At 35.5% G+C, this 16,877-nt stretch carries 9 protein-coding genes; 1 reads left to right on the top strand and 8 read right to left on the bottom strand.

The window, feature by feature from the left end; all coding sequences use genetic code 11:
- Positions 1-36: 36 nt before the first annotated feature.
- The 3 genes from dapA to BLQ56_RS19605 form a co-directional block, all read right to left on the bottom strand.
- Positions 37-936 carry a 4-hydroxy-tetrahydrodipicolinate synthase gene (gene dapA / locus BLQ56_RS19615; protein WP_090858543.1) on the bottom strand — a complete coding sequence of 300 codons (900 nt, stop codon included), beginning with the start codon at positions 934-936 and terminating at the stop codon, positions 37-39.
- 163 nt (positions 937-1,099) lie between these two features.
- Positions 1,100-2,860, bottom strand: coding sequence for a sigma-54-dependent Fis family transcriptional regulator (locus BLQ56_RS19610; protein WP_090858539.1), 1,761 nt, complete (start codon positions 2,858-2,860; stop codon positions 1,100-1,102).
- Positions 2,861-3,354: 494 nt separating this feature from the next.
- Positions 3,355-4,164: an ion transporter gene (locus tag BLQ56_RS19605; RefSeq protein WP_090858534.1), complete on the bottom strand. Its 810-nt coding sequence runs from the start codon at positions 4,162-4,164 to the stop codon at positions 3,355-3,357.
- A gap of 730 nt (positions 4,165-4,894) precedes the next feature.
- Here BLQ56_RS19605 and BLQ56_RS19600 point away from each other — a divergent pair.
- Positions 4,895-5,449: a class I SAM-dependent methyltransferase gene (locus BLQ56_RS19600; protein WP_090858531.1), complete on the top strand. Its 555-nt coding sequence runs from the start codon at positions 4,895-4,897 to the stop codon at positions 5,447-5,449.
- 376 nt (positions 5,450-5,825) lie between these two features.
- Here the strand turns inward: BLQ56_RS19600 and BLQ56_RS19595 are convergent, their stop codons facing one another.
- The 5 genes from BLQ56_RS19595 to BLQ56_RS19570 all read right to left on the bottom strand — a co-directional run bounded on the left by BLQ56_RS19595 (position 5,826) and on the right by BLQ56_RS19570 (position 16,874).
- Positions 5,826-7,382: an ABC-F family ATP-binding cassette domain-containing protein gene (locus BLQ56_RS19595; RefSeq protein ID WP_090858528.1), complete on the bottom strand. Its 1,557-nt coding sequence runs from the start codon at positions 7,380-7,382 to the stop codon at positions 5,826-5,828.
- 1,892 nt (positions 7,383-9,274) lie between these two features.
- Positions 9,275-10,285, bottom strand: coding sequence for a glycoside hydrolase family 32 protein (locus BLQ56_RS24160; RefSeq protein ID WP_090858522.1), 1,011 nt, complete (start codon positions 10,283-10,285; stop codon positions 9,275-9,277).
- Positions 10,285-11,655: a glycoside hydrolase family protein gene (locus tag BLQ56_RS24155; RefSeq protein WP_139163125.1), complete on the bottom strand. Its 1,371-nt coding sequence runs from the start codon at positions 11,653-11,655 to the stop codon at positions 10,285-10,287. The genes BLQ56_RS24160 and BLQ56_RS24155 overlap by 1 nt, the downstream gene beginning before the upstream one ends.
- Positions 11,652-15,266, bottom strand: coding sequence for a GH32 C-terminal domain-containing protein (locus BLQ56_RS19575; protein WP_090858519.1), 3,615 nt, complete (start codon positions 15,264-15,266; stop codon positions 11,652-11,654). The genes BLQ56_RS24155 and BLQ56_RS19575 overlap by 4 nt, the downstream gene beginning before the upstream one ends.
- Before the next feature lie 159 nt (positions 15,267-15,425).
- Positions 15,426-16,874, bottom strand: coding sequence for a glycoside hydrolase family 32 protein (locus BLQ56_RS19570; RefSeq protein WP_090858516.1), 1,449 nt, complete (start codon positions 16,872-16,874; stop codon positions 15,426-15,428).
- Between the last annotated feature and the right edge of the window lie 3 nt (positions 16,875-16,877).

Below are 16,877 nucleotides of genomic sequence, written 5' to 3'. Positions count from 1 at the left end.
CTTTCTTATCCATTTATTTATGTTGATTAAATATCGTTATTTAACAATCGTTACTTTTTGTTGTTTATACAATTCCACCATTTCTGCGACTTTCACTAGCGCATCTCCAGATACCTCAGATACAGGCATTTTTGGTGGCCCTACTGGAACACTATAAAGTTCTACGGCTTTCTTTAATACAGAAGGCAAGGTACCATATTTAAAGGTGTCACGAAGTGGCTGTAATTTCCCTTGATTTTCCTCTGCTGCTTCAATATTTCCTTCTAACCAGTTGTTGTAAATTGCAATCACAACATCCGGAATCATATTGGCTGTTGCAGCAACCGCCCCTTTTCCACCTGCCTGTAAGGTTTGGAGAATTAAAGAATCTGTACCGGCAAAAACGGAGAAGTCCTCATCCTTTGTTGCATATATGTAATTCTCGATGTTAGCAAAGCTGCCGCTACTATCTTTAATTCCTACAATATTTGATACTTTAGCCAGTCGTGCAACAGTTTCAGGTTCAAGATTAACCCCTGTTCTAGCGGGGATATTGTATAAAAGGACTGGAAGAGAAGTACTTTCAGCTACTCTTTCGAAATGAACTGCCATTTCCTCCTGTGTTGGTGATATAAAGAAAGGAGTAATCAAGGATAAAGCATCCGCACCCAGCTGTTCCATTTTTTGTGATAGATCAATTGTTTCTTCTGTACTATTTCCTCCAGTACCAACGATGACAGGTACTCTTCCATTAGTTTCCTCGATGACAATCCTTGCAACCTTTATTTTTTCCTCGTTATTCAATAGGTGAAATTCGCCATTTGTTCCAAGAATGAAAAGTCCATGTACACCTGAATCAAGCAAATGGTTCGTTAATTGTCTCGTAACAGATTCGTTAACTTTTTGTTCCATTGTTAATGGAGTCAACATAGCTGGAATGATTCCTTTTAGTTCCATATGATAACACCTTTCTAATTTAATTGTTTATTTTTTAAACACTTATAACAACGCTTACAAATAGAATTATAGAATAATATGTTTATTATTACAACCATTATCTTTTTTAAAAATTAAAAAACACCAAAACTGTTTAATTTTGAAACAGTTTTGGTGTTTTTAATTATATTTCCTTTAATTTTCTCCATAAAGTGGTCCGATTAATCCCCAGTCTTTCAGCAGTTTTAGTTTGATTCATACCTTCTTCCAACCAAACTTGCTTGATGATTCTCTGTTCGATTTCCTCTAGAGTACCCGTAAGATCCATATGAGCCATTTCCGTTTCCTTTACCTTTGTATTTAAGATATATTTGATATCTTCTTTTTCAATAAAAGGTCCGATTGCTAAAAGGACAGTTTCATTTATAACTTGTTTCAATTGAGTGATGTTTCCCGGCCAGTTATAGTCCTCTAACTCCGCAATGGCTTCTTTCCGAATACCAGCTATTTGTTTTCCATATTTTGTATTTGATTCATTAATAAAAATACGAGAGATATGATCAATATCTTCTTTTCGCTTTGATAACGGCGGAAGACTTAAGGGCAATTCGGCCAGTAGATAATACAAATCATATAAAAAGGTACCGCTTTCAATCAACGTTAAAATATTCTCACTTGATGATACAATTATGCGGGACTTTGGTTTATTCTTCATAAGATAGGACATCAGTTCTTTCTGATTGGATAAAGAAATGGAATCGATATTTTTGAGAAAAACAGTTCCATTATCGTTAGAGGCTAACAGGTCTTCTTCACCCAACAACAAGTTCCACTGTTCTACAGTTAAAAGTGAACAATTAACTGTCATTAGGGGAGCGGAGCCTTTAAAACTGTGAAAATGAATATAATGAGCTAATTTTTCCTTCCCTGTTCCTTTTTCACCACTAATCCAAATTGATTCTTTCTTTTTACTATATCTTTCGGCTGATTGTAAAACCATTTTCATCTGGTCACTTTTTATAAAAGAGGATTTGATCGGGCTGGAATTCATCAGTGAAGCAATAATGTTTACACCTTCAGAAAGCCTACTTTGATTGGATTCCACTCTTTGTAACCGAAACAAAACTAGTGATATTTCATATCCTTGTAATTTAGTCCCCTTTACCTTCCAAAAGATGTTGTTGTTTTCAATTATAGAAGTATATTTACCTTTTGAAATAATTTCTGTCACTACGTCTTCAATTATGATTGAATCCTTAAAGGTTTTATTCAATTGTTCAGTGAAGAATGTATTGGAGTAGACAATATTGAATCTTGTATCAAACACTACAAAACCTTCTTCTTCTTCTTGAAGAATTTGTTGTGCAATCGATAACTTTCTTCTAAGCCTGGAAAAATAATTGTGTATTTTCTTAGCATTTTGAAAAGCCTTTAGGATGCTTTCTTTTCCAGAAGTAACTAATACTCCATTTAATCCAAGGTTTTCCGCTTCCTTCACTGTAATTACATCACCAATAATGAATTCATATCCCGCTTCAAGCAACTGTTTTAAAGTAGGTTTTACTTCCTCCTCCTTTGAAATAACATAGGTGGAAATATCAATTTCAAGTAATTGACAAACGGTTGCTGCTCCTTCTGATATTGGTGGAAAACCAACAATAGCGGCCTTACCAGGATAATCTCTTACAAGGGTTAACACTCGGAGCATATCATATCCGGAAACTTCAATTTCAATAACAGGAATGGATATTTTCTTTTGGATGAGTTCTGCAGTTCCTCCACGGCTAATAATAATATCGAACCCCTGATCTGCTGCGCGACTGGCGAGTTCAACTCCTTTTTCTAAATCACCAACCTCCACTTGTATCTCGAAATCTTGACTACGTCCTAATTCTATAATTAATTCCTTTAACCCCTCATAGGGGGCAATCGCTAATGCCCTCACTTAACATCACCTTCTGTTGCATTATTAAACAAGCTTTATCTATACTATACCAAAAATAAGTCAAACTGTTTATTTATTAAATCATTTTAGCTCAGATCCAGTAAATTTAAAAGCTAGGCCCGATGCCTATATTTATACACATATGACCTTAAATATGGAAGAAAAGGCCTTCCAACAGTTCAGGAAACTGATGAAAGACCTTCTCTTATAGTTAACTATTCTTGCTTGGTTTTCCTTGTTTATAGCAACTAGAAAATGCCGAAGTCAAAAATGCATATTATCACTATAGACGTTGATATATTTAGTTTTTAAAGTGTTAATTCATCTGCCACCCCTATGGTGAGAGTGTTTAATATCTTTCATTTCGCGTGTGGAAAGTGCAATTTATCAAGGTTTTTCCAAACTTTGTATGTAACATCTTAAACGGGGTCTTATTTTTTTCATAGGGGTGTGTTAGCTAAATGTCAACTATAGACGTGCAAGTAACTATTTATTTATTCACCTTTTAGTACATGCTGTTTTAACAAGTCCTTTAATTCCTTCACTTCTTTTCTTAACTCTTTGATTTCAACCGTATCATCTTTTATTTCACTTGTATCTTTTTCAACTTCTTCTGAAATCTTCTGTGCGTTATTTACAATTTCCCCAACTATTAAATTAATCATAATAAATGTTGCAATAATTATAAAAGATACGAAATAGAGCCAGGACCACTGAATTTCAGCGAAAATCGGGCGAAATACCCCACTTGCCCATGATTCAAGTGTGAAGATTTGAAACAAAGTTATAAAAGTAAGCTCCAAACTCCCGAAATATTCAGGTTCAATTTCCGAAAAGAAAGCAGTACCAATGACAGCATAAACATAAAAAATAATGAACATTAACAAAATAACACTTCCAATTGTTGGAATCGCCATGAACAAAGCACTTACAATCCTTCTTAAAGAAGGGACTGATGTGATTGTCCGTAATGCTCTTAGAACTCGGAAAATACGTAATACACCAACAAATGGTGTGTTATATAATATGATACTTCCAGCAATTATAGAGAAGTCAAAAATATTCCATCCATTTTTAAAAAAATGCTTTCCATCAACAAAAATTTTCAAGATAATCTCGATCGTAAAAATAAATAAAATAATAAGATCGAGAATAAAGAAAACATTCTTATTCGGAAGGTAAATTGATGGATAAGTTTCTAATCCGATTAAGATTGAATTGAAAATAATAAGTGCTGTTATAAAGTGGTTAAACCTCTGACTGTTTACAGCAGCTGATATTACAGTTTTAGTCTGATTTGACATATAACTTCTATTCCTTTCTGTCACAGTACATTTATTTTATCGTTTACAGATGCGACTGTCACTTGATATACAATCTTTTAGCGAAGCTAAGTCACAGTGATGTCTGGGAAATTGTTGGAAAAAAAGTTTTGAAATTAGGATCCCCACAGAAATACAAAAGAGGCTTCCCACAAGTTTAGTCAACTTATGAGAAGCCTCTATTATCAATCAAATCTCCTTATATATCAAGGGTTTGGGGCATGTCTATCCTTAACTCCTAAAAACTCCGGGCTCTTCACACCCTCTTACGTGGCAAAGGCGCACTGCTAGCCCCTCGAGAGAGAGTGTGTAATTCCCTTAACTCTGTATGCTAAAAGTGCGATATATCAAGTATTGTTAATTTCTGTCTGTAACATCTTTAACATGGTCTTATTGTTTTTCACTGGATTAAAATGTTAGCAACTTCAAACAGATATAATTTGAAATGTTGTTTTCATACTCAACTTGTCCAGAGCGCATTTGACAACACATGGGATGTTAGTTGGTTTTACACAATCAAAAAAAAAGTAACCCTACTGAGTTTTTAAATAGGTTAATGTTTCTTTTATAGATATTGGTTAGGACCAGGCAATTTTCATAAACTTTGGATAGTCCTCTTCGACACTATATAATGCTAAAATTTTGGGGGATTTTTGATTGTTATACTTTTCCATGACCATTTGGTACAATGAGAGAAAAACTAGGGGTTATCATGTTTATACTTTCTATCATTGTTTTTTCTATAGTGTTTTTTGCATTTCTTTCCATTGTATATTCGACCATAAAAAATGGGATTTCACCTATGCCGACGTCTCCAAAAGTTAAGAAGGTTTTGGTTGTTAATCTCCCTTCTCATTCTGTAACTCAAATTGCCGAGCTTGGTGCAGGATGGGGAACATTAGCTTTTCAACTTACAAATAAATATCCTAATGCAACGATTACAGCTTTTGAAAATTCACTCATACCATACACATTTATGGTCATTAAAAAATTTTTATTCTCTCAAAACAATCTGATTGTTTCACGAAAAAATTTTTATGAAATCGATTTGTCAAATTATTACTTAATCGTTTGTTACTTGTATCCTGATGCCATGACTCGTTTAGAAAAACAATTTCATGAGCAGCTAACCAAAGAATCTATTGTCATTTCACATACATTTGCCATACCAAACCGCAAACCTAACAAAACAATTATAGCTAGTGATCTATATCAAACGAGGATTTACTTTTACTACTATTTTAAAAAGCATTCTTGGCTTAATTGATCCTTTTTCAGGTAAAGTTGAACGCAGTAAGTACAACACATTGGCTACTTCGAGCAGGAAGTTAATCAATCCAACTGCAACACTTGTATTGAAGAGATTTGGATTGTTCACACACTCCACATGGCTTGGGTGGTGATCGCAAACACAATGATATAATAGTGTACTATTTAAATTATAATTTAATAATATTTGATTTATGTCATTTAAATAAGTAAGAGGAGTTTCAGAAGTTGTTGAGAAAATAATACACTTATACTCTTGATGAGAAGATTTATAAAAATATAAGAAAAAAAGGAGAGTAATCATGATCGGCTCTCCTTTTTTACTATTCATATGGATAGTCAGAAATGGCGACTCCTACTCGGATCGTTCAAGTTTAGATGGCTTTCGTTGTCCATGATTCTACGTCCCAAATATCTGTTACCACGTCTTGGTAAAAATCAGGTTCATGAGAGATAAGGACCATGCTTCCCTTATACGATTTCAAAGCTCGTTTTAGCTCAGCTTTTGCATCTTTATCCAAATGGTTGGTTGGCTCATCAAAAACAAGGATATTGCTTTCTTCGTTAAGGAGCTTACATAACCGGACTTTCGCTTGCTCTCCACCACTTAATACGGATATTTTACTTTCAATATGTTTTCTAGTTAACCCACATCTCGCAAGAGCAGCGCGTACCTGTCCTTGGCTTAACTGAGGAAACGTATTCGATATTTCTTCTATGCACGTGTTTTGATTTTCCGTTTTAACTTCTTGTTCAAAATACCCAATATTCTGATGTTCACCGCGTTCAATTGAACCAGAAAGAGATCTTATTTCTCCGAGGATGCTTCGAAGGAGTGTAGTCTTACCAATCCCATTCGCTCCAACTAATGCCACTTTTTGTCCACGCTCTATATAAAGATTTAACGGCTTTGATAGTGGCTCATCGTACCCAATGACCAATTCTTTCGTCTCAACAATTAATTTACCTGAGGTTCTTGCTTCTTTAAAGTTGAAATCAGGTTTTGGTCGTTCCTGTGCTATTTCAATAATATCCATTTTATCGAGTTTTTTCTGTCTCGACATAGCAAGGCTGCTGGTAGATGCCCTTGCCTTATTACGGGCTACAAAATCTTTTAAACTAGCAATTTCTGATTGTTGTCTCTTAAAGGCAGCTTCAACTTGTATTTTTTTAGCTTCATAGGCAATAAGGAAATGGTTGTAATCACCCACATAGCGATTTAATTTCTGATTTTCTAAATGGTAGATCACATTTGCAACGCTATTAAGAAATGGAATATCATGAGAAATTAATAAAAAAGCATTATCGTATTCTTGCAGGTATCGTCTTAACCACTCAATGTGTTGTTCGTCTAAATAGTTTGTGGGTTCATCTAAAAGAAGAATATCTGGTTTCTCAAGTAAAAGCTTGGCTAATAAAACCTTCGTTCGTTGCCCACCGCTTAAATCATGAACATCTTTTTCTAATCCTATACCATCAAGTCCAAGACCACGTGCCACTTCTTCTACCTTAGAATCAATAATATAGAAATCATTATTTGTTAATATGTCTTGTAATGTACCAACTTCCTCTAACAACTTTTCCATTTCTTCAGGTGTAACGTTTGAGATCTTTTCATAAATGGTATTAATATTCGTTTCAACGTCAAAGAGATATTGAAAAGCGGTTTTTAATACGTCACGGATTGATATTCCCTTTTGTAAAACCGTATGTTGATCAAGATAACCGACTCGTTGATGCTTTGACCACTCTATTTTTCCCTCGTCAGGCTGAAGTTGCCCTGTAATGATATTCATAAACGTAGATTTACCTTCGCCGTTTGCCCCAATTAAAGCTATATGTTCACCTTTTAACAAGCGGAAGGAAACATTATCAAAGATTGTACGATCGCCAAATCCGTGGTTTAGGTCTGTAACCGTTAATACACTCATATATTTAACCTCATTTAAATTTCATTTTATTTTGTTTAGTTTAGGAAATAATTATAAAATCGTTCATCTGATTGTTATAGTTCAATATTGAACTATAACACAGAAAATGGAATAGTTGAATGGGGTAAATTGGGAAACAAAGAGCCGGTTCGAGACCAGTGAAAAACCCTGCTTTTTTCATGCCCTTTTTATGAGATTCTTGAAAATCTCATTCCGAATTAGAGAAATATCTTATTTATTTCAAAAAGTCTACTAAAAGAGAGGATCCTATTGTTGATATCCTTTCTTTACTAGGATACTAATGCTGCTATCCTCTTTATATTATTGCAGCCAGTTTGGATTGTATCGACACACTTAATACACCGTATCCCCTTCCGATTAGTGCCTTAGTGTATAGAATTGATGAAATTCAGTTTTCCTATAACAAAGATTCCGACGAATGGACTTGTAGCCAAGGGAACACAACAGTTGAAAAGAAGCGCTACGTATTAAGAAAGGAAGGTGGAAAAAGAGAAGGATAATCGTTTGATAATTTCTTATATTGTCCTCAGTCGTGTTTTTAAAACGCCTATCGTCTAAGAAATCTTGAAATGCAAATTTCAACAACAAAAAGACTACCTCCTAAAAATTAGGAAGTAGTCTATACTTTGGAAATAAATCATACGTAACTAGTTCTCAGGAATGGGCGAAAAATAGCTTTAACTATTTTTCAGATACTTGGCTTAAAAGCCTTACATCATGCCGCCCCTAAGGCGAGAGTGTGTAATATCTTTAACATGGTGTGCTTAGAATGCTAAAAATTAAGGTTTTGTTAAATTTTGTATGTAACATCTTAACGTGAATTTACGATTTTTCACTGGATTGCGTTAGCAAAATGTTAGCATTTACTATCATGATTACAGGCCACAAAAAACGCATCCTATCCTCCGTTTTTCACCAGCAGTTGTCGAGTAATTTACAACTTGATGTTAACGGATTGCTAAATATAGAATTCAGGGATTGGAAATGAAACAGACTATTCCTCCTTATTTTTACCGTAGGCTTATGGTCTTCTGTAATATTGTACTCGGTTATAGAAATTTATTTTATATTGATTGGTATCCTTGTACAGCAAAAGAAAATTAAATCATGCCACTGTAAGGCTAGAGTGTGTAATATATTTAACAAGATTTTACCTTTCTTTATTCAATTGCGTAAGGACATAATGTTTTTACATTCCTTTTAGATAATGAACTTAAATCATATTCTTTTTTTACTCTTCAAAATGAGTATGTACATAAATCTTAGAACCATCTAATATCACTTTTACATAATTAAACCTGTCACTATCAAAATGGTTGAGCGTAAAACTGTTGTTGAAAAAACTAATCCTTCAACTGATCTACAATTCTTTAAACTCCGGATAAATTACCTTTCCCTAAAGTAGACTAATAGTCTATATGTTCCTGTACTGCATCCAAAACACTTATAAAAGCATCATCACCAAAATCTGTTCTAATAATTTCGAGAAAAATTTTATTCGTATCATTATTAAACGCTCTTTTATACCCTTCTCCATACATCATAGACAAAAATATAGTGATAAAAGACTGTGCAGAACCGTGGTAGCTAACTTCTAAAGTTAATTCTGCTATAAAGTTAAATAAAAATAACTTCTTCCTAATGTTTCGTGAAGAAGTTATTTTGATATAAAATATTTGTTTTAGTTTAATTTATTAAATTTTGTTTAATAGATAGATTACGTGTTTCAATTACTACTCTTAATAACTTCACAAATTCTTTGTCTATGTCTTTAATGCTTTGGTAATTTCCCAAATTTCCAATAGAGTATCATCGCTTATGCGTTCAAATCCATTCAACTTGACACCACTTCTTAATCAAAATCTAATATTCTAATTACTTGTTATTGTTGCACTATTTAATTGATGAATATCTAATTTATTTACAGTTACATCTCCATCAACAGAATATATTTCAAGCCCATTACTTTGTAAGAGTGGGAAGATTTGATCTGTAATGACCACTTTTCCGTTATTTCCAAATACCTCTACACTAGAACGATCAACTAAAATACGAAGTGTGACCGTATTGTTTTCTGGAGACATATTCGCTTCATGTCTTGCTGCAAAAGTAGAATTAAAGTTAGATTGTCCTGAATCAGTACGATCCACAAATATCTTTGAATTAACCATATCATAACCAATAGTAGTTTTATCACCACTACCGGTACGCACCTTAAATCCAAATTCTTTTGCAGTTGCTGTATCAGTTTTGAACTCTGCAACGATTTCCAGTGTATCGCCAGTAACATTAGAAAGTAAACTATTTCCTGGAGATACTGTTTCGTTTGTCCAGCTATCGGCAGTATTACGTAAGCTTTCGAACTCACTTACAGGATTTTGAACTAAGCGTACTCCTTCTCCTTCAACATTTTTTAATGTCAATTCTCTTGGGATTGACATCTTACTTTTCCATATTGAAGTTGGAATACTTTGCCCATAACTCCAATTGTTCATCCACCCCATAGCAATCCTACGACCATCAGTAGACGGGATGTTATCAAATGTTATTGGTGCGTAGTAATCTGCTCCGTAATCAGCGTAAAGAATAGTACTAGCTGGGTTATCATTCGTGAAAGTTGTACCATCAAAACTACCGATAAAGTACTGTACTCCAGAACCTCCTGCCGTTGATCCATTACTTAAGCTCACCTGCATGACCCACTTCGTATTATTTACGTCTCCATCAATAGGTAACTCGAACAGATCAGGTACTTCCCATACTCCATCGTGATTTCCTTCTCCTTTTCCAAAATCACTCGCGAACGACCATTTTTTCAGATCAGTTGAAGTATAAATTCTTACAAATTTTTCTTGAACGCTATTTTCTACTGTGATTACCATCACCCATTTATTGGTTTCTGCATGCCATAATACCTTCGGACTCTAAATACCGGTAAATTACCTGCATTGGAAATAACTGGATTTCCCGCATACTTCGTCCAAGTTCGTCCTTTATCATTACTATAAGCAAGACTTTGTATTTGGTTTCCACCTTTTTCATGAGTAAACATGGCTACCATTGCATTTGTTCCAAAGCCAGCAGTATTATTCTTGTCAATAACCACACTTCCTGACCAGATAAATCCGTTCTCATCATCCTCAATTGCAATTGGTAGTCGCTCCCAATTCACTAAATCATTACTGACAGCATGACCCCAATTCATCGGTCCCCAAGTTGTACCGGTTGGATTGTGCTGATAGAAAAGGTGATATTCTCCATCAAAGTACACTAATCCATTTGGATCATTCATCCAATTTATTTCAGGTGTAAAATGGTATTGTGAACGATATTGTTGATAACGGTCACTTGTTTGAATGTCGGTCTCTGTATTATAGACATTAAAATCATCTACATTAATATGTCCCCAGCTTCCAGTATTATTGTCTACTACTTTTAAATACACTTCTTCACCAACATAAGAGGAAGCATCCCAATATACTCTTGTATATTCTTCGTTTTCCGATCCTGTTGCCTTAAATAGCTCTGCTCCGTCAGATCCTCTAACTAGTGAAACATATATATTATCTAAATTGTTTCCACCACTAATTAAAAAGTCAATCCAGCCACTACCATAATGTGTAAAGTTTTCAGAGTGAATTTCACCAACTTGACTATCTCCACCATCCTTAAAATTCCATAGATGATATGTGCCTTGATGATTAAAGTCTCCACCCCAGCCCCAATTCGTATCAGTAGTAACATCTAAGTTGCTAAATGCAGTTCCATTTGCAATTGTCCATCCTGTTAGGTCCCCATTTTCAAATCCTGGATTCGAGATTGTTACTTTCGTTGGTGGTTGTACAGGTGCATTCACATCATCTATACTAATATGACCCCAGCCACCGTTATCTTTGTCAATTACTTTTATATAGACTTTTTCACCAATATATTCAGATGCATCCCAGTAAACACGGGTATAGCCTTCTTTGTCTCCGCCACTTACCTTCATTAACTCTTTACCATCTGAATCTCTTACTAATGCGACATATAGATTATAAATGTCATTTCCACCAGAAACTAAGAAGTCAATCTGACCGTTACCGCCAAGAATAAACTTTTGAGAACGGATTGAACCAACTTGTGAATCGTCACCATTATCTATACCATACAAGTGGTAGTTACCATTATGATTAAATGGACCACCCCAGCCCCAATCATGAGCTGATGTCACATCTAAATCAGTAAACGCATCTCCACTTAGTATTGTCAACCATCTAAGTTAGGTTCTTCAAAGTCATGATTCACTAACTCATCATGCGCAGGTTCTTGGATAACCGTAACCGTACTACTACCAGTAAATCCTCCATCTCTTGTAGTGCCTGTTATTGTAGCCGTTCCTACCGATTTAGCAGTCACTTTGCCATTAACAACTGTTGCAACAGAAGGATTGCTAGATGTCCAAATAACTTCTTTATTTGTTGCATTCGATGGAGAAACAGTTGGTGTCAGACGTTCTGTATCTCCCTCAATTAATTCCATTGTTCCTGGAGTTAATGAAACTCCCGTTGCATTAACTTGTGTATAAGCTGAATTCATTTCCCACACTTTTAGTGATTTAACTGTAACTGTTTGACTATTATCATTAGCCCAAAGCTGTATTCCAGTTGAATCATTACGTGTAGGATACGCTCTAGTTGTTAAACTTTTCAATTCATTTAAATAGGCATTAATTTCAGATCGGTCAACATACACATTTAACTTTATATCTTCTGACCCAATATCTACAGTTCCACCTTGGTACCATTTTTCCACATCAGGATCTAATGTTGATTTTGTTCGATTTACCCATAATTCTTTGCTACTTTCTTTATAATACAAAATCGTTTCTTCTTCACCATTTGGTGAACGTCTTACACTAATTCCTGTTTCATTAGCTGAGCCATTGTCTAATACTAATTCAATTTCTAACATATCACCATTAACTGATGATAGAATTTGGTTAACATCTGCAAAAGAAGTATCTTGTGTAATATTTACTAACTGCTGTCCACGTAATTGATCAAGTTCTTGAATTGGTTCGATTCCAAGCCTTCCGTCTGCTCTGTAATATACCTCTACTGGTAATCCGTAATTGTGGGCATAACCAGCATTATAGTCATCGTTAGCTGGGCGTCTTCCTTGTGTAATACTATGAATGACTGTTCTACCGTCTGGTGTTACCATTCCAGCAGGCCCAGTAAAGTAATCACCAACATCTAATAGCGTAGGTGTTGCATCATCAGGAGTAAAGGAAGCCGTTGCAGGATCCCACTTACCAATCCAATAATACGTATACCTTGATTGATATTCATCTCTTGAAGTTTTTGCTGGGTTGATTAAGAAAATATGTTTTCCACTATCTCCTAATGGAAGTAAAATAGGTAACTCCCAAACTCTACCTGTTGTAGGAAATTGATTATAATCTCCCACAAATAGATCACCTTCAAACGTCCAGTTTTCAAAACTAGCATCCTGTGTAGAATACACTAGCGCAGTTCCACCTATTGAGTCTCCATTTGCATCCTGTTTTCCAGAAGTAACAAGCATAAACCATGTATTACCATCCTTAAAGACAAACGGATCTCGGAACTCTCCCATAATCCCTTCACCCTCTTTTTGGTCTAATATTACTTCCGAATTTTTTTCCCAATGATTTAAATCATTGTCTCCATCCTCTAGATACGTACTTCTAGCAATATTGATTCTCTGATTTGGAAAATCTCTATCATCTCCTGCCGTATAAAAGATTACTGGAACTCCTGCATCATCTATTACAGCACCTCCAGCCCAGGCTCCTTCAGGATCGACATCATATCTCCCAGGAATAATAGCATCATCAACATCACGCCAATGCACCATATCATCACTTACTAAATGACCCCAACGGATGTGATTCCAGAAAGGTCCTCTAGGATTACTCTGATAAAACACATGATATTGACCATTAAAATAAATTGGGCCACCAGGTTCATTTCCCCAACTAGTCGGTGGTGACATGTGGAATTGAGGACGATTTACATCATCAGCTAAAATACTTCTATCTATCTTTACATCAGCTGTAGGTAAGTTTCCACCTAACGCATTTAAATACGAATCATAAGAATTTTTAACGTCAGTTGGACTTAGTGCTTGATTATACACTTTTACTTCATCTAATAGCCCACTAAACATATTCATATTAAATCCATATAGCCACATACCATCATTGTTCTTACCTATTAATAAATCTTTTACACTTGGCTTGATTTTTTCTCCAGCAGGAAAGTTACTTGAAGCTACTTTTTTTCCGTTTTGATATAAAACAGCTTCCCCCGAAGCGCTATCATAAGTAGCCACAACATATGTCCATTCATTCAAAGGAAGTAAAGTATCTGACATTACTTCTCGCCATTCTTTTCCAGTCCCAAAGTTCAAACCCCATGTCCCATGGCGGTAATTCCCAAAAATAAAACCTTCTTTTTCTTCTCTATCATGCTGATTCACAATCGCAGACAATCTTCCCTCATCACCATGTTCAAAATTACGAGGAGCCACCCATGCTTCTACCGTAATAGCATCCGTTGGTGCTGGTATTTCATTTGATGTACGTGTAATCCATGTAGAATATCCATCAAATAACAATGCACTATTCGAAACTCCATCACTCTTCCAAAGAGGATCTTGAGCAGATTGATAGATTCCTTCAGTTAAATGGTAGTATACTGGATCTGAATCACCTGTTATTTGATCTATTGTAGATGTTCCTGTTCCTTCATCTAAATTCCAGTGTCCTATTAATCCTCCTGCATAAACTGAATTATAGACTATAAAGTCATCAACATTAATATGCCCCCAACCACCTGTTGCATTGTCTACAATTTTAATATATACCTGTTCACCAATATGTGCAGACGCATCCCAGAAGGCTCTTTGATATTTCTCTGTATTACGCCCTGTTTCTTTAAATAACTCTACTCCATCTGAAGCTCTTACAAGACTTACATATAAGTGATCAATATCTTCTCCTCCCCCAATGAGGAAATCAATACCACCATTTCCTTGAAGGGTAAATATTTCTGATTGCAATTCACCTACCTGTGAATCTCCGCCGTCTTTAAAGTTCCACAAATGATAATTTCCAACATGATGGAATTTATCTCCTTGACTAAAGTTGTTTTCATGAACTAGACTATTCGGACTAAACGCATCTCCACTAACAATCTCCCAACCTATGATTTGATACGGAATTAATGCTGTGTACTCAAAATCATGATTAAAAATGGATGGTTCAACATGCTCATGTAACGATGGCATTGGTGGAACATTAACATCATCCAAATTAATATGTCCAGTAGTAGTAGTGTCTACAATTTTAATTCTGACTACAGTACCGATATGTTCTGATGCATCCCAATTTACTTTGGTATATTTGTCAGTACCAGTTCCCGTTGCTTTCATTAATTCAGATCCATCTGAATCTCTTACCAACGCAACGTACAAGTTATTAATGTCATTGTCTCCTCCTGTAAGGAAGTCAATCTGTCCGTCACCACCGAGGGTAAATGTTTCTGATTGCATGACACCTACTTTTCCGTTATCCCCTCGACCGCCCCAAATATGCCAAAAATTTCGTTGGTTAAAGGTTTGTTTATTCCAATAATCAGTTTCAGAACTAACATCCCCTTCACTAAAAGCAGTTCCACTCACTGTCCAGCCGCTTAAATCACCTGTTTCAAAACCAGGGTTTGAAATCGTATTAGCAGCTTGTACCACAGTTTGTGGGTACATTGTGAAAACAGTACTTAATACTAATAAAAATGTTGATATTATCACGGTTATCTTTTTTATAGACCTCATACCCATATTGAAATTTAACTCTCCCCTCTAAAATATATATAATCGTTGTTCCGCCAAAAATAACACGCTTACATTTCCACTCTAAAGAAGAGGGAATCAATTCCAGACACCCTCTTTCTCTTCTTTTAAAACTAAAAAGTTAGTTTAATAGATTGGCACAAATCATTATGCTTTAAGCTCCCAAATATCTAATGATGTAAACGTTACTTGACCTTCACTTACAAATAGCTCGACACCTAAGCTATCTTCCTTCGGGTATATACGGTCTGATAGTACTGTACGTCCTTCATCAGTAAATACTTCTACAGAAGAGCAATCTAAGAAGATATGCAATGATACCGTTCCATCATAATTTACTTCTGCTCTACTAATTCCTGTTACTTCATTGCCCGAACGGTCCCGATCTACATACACTGTTTTGGTTTCTGCATTTATACCAATTACCGTCTCCTCGGTTCCATCTTCACTACAACGAAGCTTAACACCAAAGGTACTTGCAGTAGTTTTTTCTAAGTCAAATATTACTTTTAATTCCAACTTGTCATTTCTTACTTCATTAAGCAACTGATTCTCCTTCACTACCAAATCACTGTAGTTCCAGTGTGCACCTCTTAAGGTTTTTAATTCTTCCACTGGCAAGAATGCTACTTTTCCATCCTCAAGTAATTTACATTCTCTTGGGATTGTCATAGCACCAGCCCAACCTTTTTCTTGAGTTGGCATTTTAGCTCCCCATATATCCATCCAACCAATCACTATTCGACGTCCCTTATCATCTAAAAGAGATTGTGGTGCATAGAAATCATGACCAAAATCCATCTTTTGGTAATATCCTTGTGTAAACTTACCAGTTTCATAGTTCATATCACCGACAACATACATGGTTCTACCCACCTTAGCCTCCATTGGTGAAGCAATTAACACATGTTTTTCACCAAGAGGAAAAATATCAGGACACTCCCACATGTTACCTTGATCCTGATCACTCTCTGCAAGAACATTAACATACTCCCATTCTCGTAAATCATCTGAACGATATAATAGCGCCTTACCTTTATTTTCTTTTGCCGAACCAACTACCATATACCATTTATCTTCATTCTTCCAAACCTTTGGATCTCTAAAATCAGGAGAGCCGTCTACCGGCGGATGTGGAATTACCGGATTACCTTCATATTTTTGAAATGTAATACCATCTGTACTTGTTGCTATACACTGAACCTCTTTCGGATTTTTATTATCATTATGTCCCGTAAAAATGAGGGTTAGTTCTCCATTGTTATCAACAGCACTCCCTGAAAAACATCCACCATTTTCTTCATAATCTTCTGTTGGAGCTAACGCAACCGGTAAGTGTTCCCAGCGAACTAGATCTTTACTTTTCACATGACCCCAATGCATCGGTCCCCATGATGATTTAAAAGGATAGTATTGGAAGAAAACATGGTATTCTCCTTTATATTGAATCAAACCGTTTGGATCATTTATCCAACCAGTCGGTCCCATCACATGATACTCTAAACGATGATGGTCCTTTGCTACCTCAGGTGACTTGATATTAATTTCGTCCATCGCTCGTTCAATAGAGTATTTCTCTTTCTGTTCTTGTTTCATTTT

It is taken from the genome of Litchfieldia salsa (genome assembly GCF_900104555.1).
In the GTDB taxonomy this organism is placed as follows: domain Bacteria; phylum Bacillota; class Bacilli; order Bacillales; family Bacillaceae_L; genus Litchfieldia; species Litchfieldia salsa.
The sequence above is the reverse complement of the archived record's forward strand: the minus strand, read 5'-3'. Positions and strand labels throughout refer to the sequence as shown.

What these genes read in the sequence shown, in the direction of transcription:
- BLQ56_RS19600 (WP_090858531.1), top strand. Translation starts at nt 4,895, where the DNA reads ATGTTTATACTTTCTATCATTGTTTTTTCTATAGTGTTTTTTGCATTT.
- dapA (WP_090858543.1), bottom strand. Translation starts at nt 936, where the DNA reads ATGGAACTAAAAGGAATCATTCCAGCTATGTTGACTCCATTAACAATG.
- BLQ56_RS19605 (WP_090858534.1), bottom strand. Translation starts at nt 4,164, where the DNA reads ATGTCAAATCAGACTAAAACTGTAATATCAGCTGCTGTAAACAGTCAG.
- BLQ56_RS19570 (WP_090858516.1), bottom strand. Translation starts at nt 16,874, where the DNA reads ATGAAACAAGAACAGAAAGAGAAATACTCTATTGAACGAGCGATGGAC.
- BLQ56_RS19595 (WP_090858528.1), bottom strand. Translation starts at nt 7,382, where the DNA reads ATGAGTGTATTAACGGTTACAGACCTAAACCACGGATTTGGCGATCGT.
- BLQ56_RS19575 (WP_090858519.1), bottom strand. Translation starts at nt 15,266, where the DNA reads ATGGGTATGAGGTCTATAAAAAAGATAACCGTGATAATATCAACATTT.
- BLQ56_RS24160 (WP_090858522.1), bottom strand. Translation starts at nt 10,285, where the DNA reads ATGGTAATCACAGTAGAAAATAGCGTTCAAGAAAAATTTGTAAGAATT.